This is a genomic window from Dethiosulfatibacter sp., from assembly GCF_983023055.1.
Genome location: NZ_CEZJXU010000208.1, coordinates 1 through 4317 on the forward strand (window position 1 = coordinate 1; position 4317 = coordinate 4317).

Below are 4317 nucleotides of genomic sequence, written 5' to 3' on the forward strand. Positions count from 1 at the left end.
GTCTCCGTCCTTCACGAACTGGGTACCCTTATTTTTGGGACTCCTATTCTTGCCGTATCCGTATCCCTTTAGCTCTCCAGTTTCTTCAAGGATATAGAGATTGCCTCCAATGTCTTCCCTAAGTCCTTCAAGTTTGAGTTCAGCATCCTCATCTGTTATAAGACCATAATTTGTTTTTATATATCCTGTAGCTTCAAATATCTTGTCCATCTGCTTGTCCAGATAATATTGAGGCAATATAAACTTGAGTCCTATTCCAATGAAAAGAAATATAACCAGTGCAAAACATATAAAATATAGTAGTACTTTTGAGCTTATAGATTTCATCAATCCACCACCATTCTATAACCGTGACCTCTTACTGTTTTTATTTTCTTCCCATCATCAAGGAGCTTCTTTCTGAGCCTTTTAACATGGGTGTCCACTGTCCTTTCCTCGCCGAAATAATCATATCCCCATACGCTGTTCAATATTTGATCCCTAGTTAAAGCTATGTTCAAGTTATCAGCAAAATATTGAAGAAGGCTGTATTCGATAGGAGTGAGTTCCACCGCCTTGTCGTTAATATAAACCTGCCTGTATTCTGTATTGATTTTAATATTTCCAAGAACTACCATGGAATCCAATACCGACCTGCGGCTTTTCTTCAACTGAACCTTCACCCTTGCCACAAGTTCCTTTGCACTGAAGGGCTTTGTTACATAGTCGTCAGCTCCCAGCTCAAATCCAAATAGTCTGTCCTCTTCCTCAGACCTTGCCGTTAGCATTATGACGGGCATTTCACTATCCTTTTCTCTTATATGCTTAAGTATGGACCATCCGTCAATATCCGGAAGCATGACATCCAGAACAACCAGGTCATACTTATTGTCGTCCAGAAGCTTCATTGCATTCCTGCCGTCAGGTGCTTCATCAATTTCAAAGTTTTCATTTTTCATATACTTAACCAGGATTTCCCTGATTCTATCATCATCTTCAACAATTAAAAGCTTCACATCATACATGATTTCAACTCCCATTACAATAGAGAGATGCCAACAATAACATCTCTCTCATTTTGTCTAATATATCAGTTTTTAGTTCAAAAAGCAATTTCCCGAATTCTTCATCCGCGGTATGCTGTTTTATCTATTTCCTTTCTGTGAACCTTTCTGTACAATTAATAATAACCTATTTATGTGACGGTAATATGGCGATAATTTGAGAAAACTGCTTAATTCATAGTTTCAACAAACTGTATCATAAGACCATCGGGATCCTTTACATAGAAAAATTTCACATGGGGATTAGGCCGCATTGGTCCGGCTTCAATTTTTATACCTTTTTCTTCAACAAAAGCCATCATTTCATCAAGGGATTCAACCTGGAATCCAAGATTGATGTCTTCTCCTACATCAATTCTCCTTTTTTCAGGCTCGTAGACCAACTCAACCTGTGTTTCTCCCTCGCCCATAAATAATATCTGTCTTGTACCAGCATCAACCGTTCTATCAACCTTCAATCCAACTATATCTTCGTAAAACCTTCTTGATTTTTCCAAATTTTTAACATGTATCGTACACCAACAAAATTTCATAATTACCATCCTCTTAATCTTATTTATTAGCTAAAACTGCATACTATAAGTATATACCAATTCAATCTTTAATCAAATATTATATATACATATTCTAAAAACCATTTGCTCTTGACCCTTTATTATAAATACTATATACTTTAGTGGATTTTATTTATGGAGGAACAAATGAAAAACTACAAGACAACTGGAGTATGCTCCAGTCAAATAGATTTTAAAGTTGAAGACGGCATAGTAAAAAATGTAACGTTTCACGGAGGATGTGAAGGAAACCTACAAGGCGTATCACAACTCGTTGAAGGATTAACCGTGAAGCAAGTAATAGATAAGCTTGACGGTATAACTTGTGGCCGAAAAAGTACATCCTGCCCGGACCAGCTTGCCAAAGCCCTACTGTCAATATCATGATATGACTAGTAATCAAGACTATATATACATTCAATAATAACAAAACCAGGAAAAAATAATTCTTCCTGGTTTTGTTATTTTATTCTTATTCCATTCATATAGGATTCAGCCTTCTTATAATCTGGATATACTTTCCCCACAAGTCGCCAGAATGATCGATCATGGTTCATATGAACCAAATGGCAAAACTCGTGTACAACTACATAGTCGATTATTTGTACCGGTAACAATACGAGCCTCCAGTTGAAGATCAAATGGCGCTCCGAACTACAACTTCCCCACTTCTTTATGCTGTCGTCTATTTTATAAGACCTGTATTTCACTTTGAAATGGGTTTGATATTTTCTCAATCTCTTGTCTATTAGCTTCCTGCATGACTTTGTATAGAAAGCCTTTAATGCATCTGAAGCATTCTTTTCAGAAATTTCACTGCATTCGCATATGAAATTTTCTCCGTCCCATTCAACAGTGGACTTCACTGCGGAATGATTAATTCTAAAAATCAGAGGATAAGTTTTCCCCTGATAATAGTACTTTTTTTGTTCCATTATACCAGCTTCCCTATTTAAAACTTAAGCAGTTCATTCCATTTCAGCAATTCCTGTCTATCTATGCTGACATCAATTATTTCAATTGTCTTGTTAATCTTTCTCATCCTATTTCTTGTAATCTCAGCCATCTTCAAAATATCCCTGTTCCTAGTTGTGGAAGTACCGTTAATCTGCTCGAAAAGAACGGGATCATTTATCTTTATGGTTATATCCTGATGCGAATATTCCTTCAAGTCCTTGCAAAGCTCAGACAATGCATAAAGGCCTACAATGGCAGGTTTTTTGTATTCCTTGTACATGGATTTTTTGCTTACCTGCTCTTCATCATTCAATATGCAGTATCTAATCTCAACATCTTCATTCTCATAGAATCCGGGGATTCCTTCCAAATATACTGTAATCATTTAATCCTCCATTATCCAACTCTAATCTAACTTAATATTTCCTTAACTCTACCAACAGTTCCACAATCTAGCATAACTTTTATACCATGCGGATGATTTGAGGATTTTGTCAGAATCTTCTCGATTACACCTTCAGTCAGTTTACCTGAACGTTGGTCTTGTTTTTGTACTATATTAACTGTTAAACCTTTTTTTATATTTTCACGGTTTGTTCCATTCATTTTATATCTCCTATAACTAAACGACTATGTAATAAAATTCTTATTTATTTCCTAGCAAAGCTTCCTTTATTTGATTCAAAAATGATTTCTTCTCTACAGGCGGCCTTTTAGCAGTTTTAATCTTTTCCCTTATTTCTCTAGCTATATCTTCTTGACTTCTTTGAGTTCTTCTAGCTCTGTTTTCAGGTTTTGTAATTTTCTTTTCAACAGGCTTTCTACCAGAAGTTTTCTTTATTGGTTTTTTGTGTACATTTGCTTTCTTGTTTTCAGATTGTTGTTTTCTCTCATCAAGCTTTACTTCATTTGGTTTTTTTTCGTCTAACTTTCTTTTATCAGGCTTTCTTTTATCATCAGGCTTTCTTCTGCTTGAAGATTGCTTCCTATCAGAGCCTGATGTTTTAGGCTTGCTCTTGTGTGATTTTGAAGACTGTTTTGCTAGATTCTGCTTCGTTATTTCCACCCATTTGCCTTCAGCCTTTGAAACACATTCCTTCACATATGCATCTGTTGGAAGTTCTTCATCATATATGACTATTCCTACATGCTCTTCAATCTCATAGAAGGCCATGAAATCTTCTGCAGTGACAAAGGTTATTGCCTTTCCAGTGTTTCCAGCACGTCCAGTACGCCCAATTCTGTGAACATAGCTGTCCTTCTCTACAGGAACATCGTAGTTTACTACAAGATTGAGATTATCGATATGCAAGCCTCTTGCCGCAACATCGGTTGCTACAATGATTTGAACATCACCATTCTTTATCTTCTTTACAGTCTGAAGTCTCTTGTTCTGAGAAATTGCTCCATGTAAAGGTGCGGTTACATATCCCTTTCTTTCAAGGAATGCATTGACTCTTTCAACCGCAATTCTTGTGTTACAGAAAACTAAACAACTTTCCGGTTGTTCAACTTTAAGTATCTTGTTAAGCTGGGTATTCTTTTCATTATACTTAACCTTATAGTATATCTGATTGACACTATCTACAGTCTTTGTATCGGATTCAAGTTCGATGGTATATGGTTCCTTCATATATGCTCTGCATATATTCTTGATTTCATCCGGCATGGTAGCTGAAAACAACAATGTTACCCTGTCCTTTGGAAGCCTTTTGATTATGCTTTCAACCTGATCTATGAATCCCATATCAAGCATTCTGTCT

8 protein-coding genes are annotated in these 4317 nt (G+C 36.2%); 1 reads left to right on the plus strand and 7 read right to left on the minus strand.

The genetic code is table 11. From position 1 onward, the window contains the following. The 3 genes from AC3AX0_RS08125 to AC3AX0_RS08135 form a co-directional block, all read right to left on the minus strand. Positions 1–327: hypothetical protein (locus tag AC3AX0_RS08125; RefSeq protein ID WP_487549798.1), on the minus strand; the 327-nt coding region annotated here is incomplete at its 3' end. Beyond that, on the minus strand, positions 327–1019 hold the full coding sequence (locus AC3AX0_RS08130) for a response regulator transcription factor (protein ID WP_487549799.1): 693 nt from the start codon (positions 1017–1019) through the stop codon (positions 327–329). The genes AC3AX0_RS08130 and AC3AX0_RS08125, both read right to left, overlap by 1 nt. A gap of 194 nt (positions 1020–1213) precedes the next feature. Then, on the minus strand, positions 1214–1576 hold the full coding sequence (locus AC3AX0_RS08135) for a VOC family protein (RefSeq protein WP_487549800.1): 363 nt from the start codon (positions 1574–1576) through the stop codon (positions 1214–1216). 168 nt (positions 1577–1744) lie between these two features. Between AC3AX0_RS08135 and AC3AX0_RS08140 the strand changes: the two genes are divergently transcribed. Then, complete coding sequence (locus tag AC3AX0_RS08140; RefSeq protein WP_487549801.1) at positions 1745–1984, plus strand: TIGR03905 family TSCPD domain-containing protein; 240 nt, start codon at positions 1745–1747, stop codon at positions 1982–1984. Positions 1985–2058: 74 nt separating this feature from the next. On the opposite strand, the gene AC3AX0_RS08145 is transcribed toward AC3AX0_RS08140, so the two are convergent. The 4 genes from AC3AX0_RS08145 to AC3AX0_RS08160 all read right to left on the minus strand — a co-directional run. Next, a complete protein-coding gene (locus AC3AX0_RS08145) occupies positions 2059–2532 on the minus strand; it encodes a M48 family metallopeptidase (RefSeq protein ID WP_487549802.1) in 474 nt (157 codons plus the stop codon). A gap of 17 nt (positions 2533–2549) precedes the next feature. Then, positions 2550–2939 carry a hypothetical protein gene (locus tag AC3AX0_RS08150; protein ID WP_487549803.1) on the minus strand — a complete coding sequence of 130 codons (390 nt, stop codon included), beginning with the start codon at positions 2937–2939 and terminating at the stop codon, positions 2550–2552. Positions 2940–2965: 26 nt separating this feature from the next. Continuing rightward, complete coding sequence (locus AC3AX0_RS08155; RefSeq protein WP_487549804.1) at positions 2966–3160, minus strand: YwbE family protein; 195 nt, start codon at positions 3158–3160, stop codon at positions 2966–2968. A gap of 40 nt (positions 3161–3200) precedes the next feature. Next, positions 3201–4317: DEAD/DEAH box helicase (locus tag AC3AX0_RS08160; RefSeq protein ID WP_487549805.1), on the minus strand; the 1117-nt coding region annotated here is incomplete at its 5' end.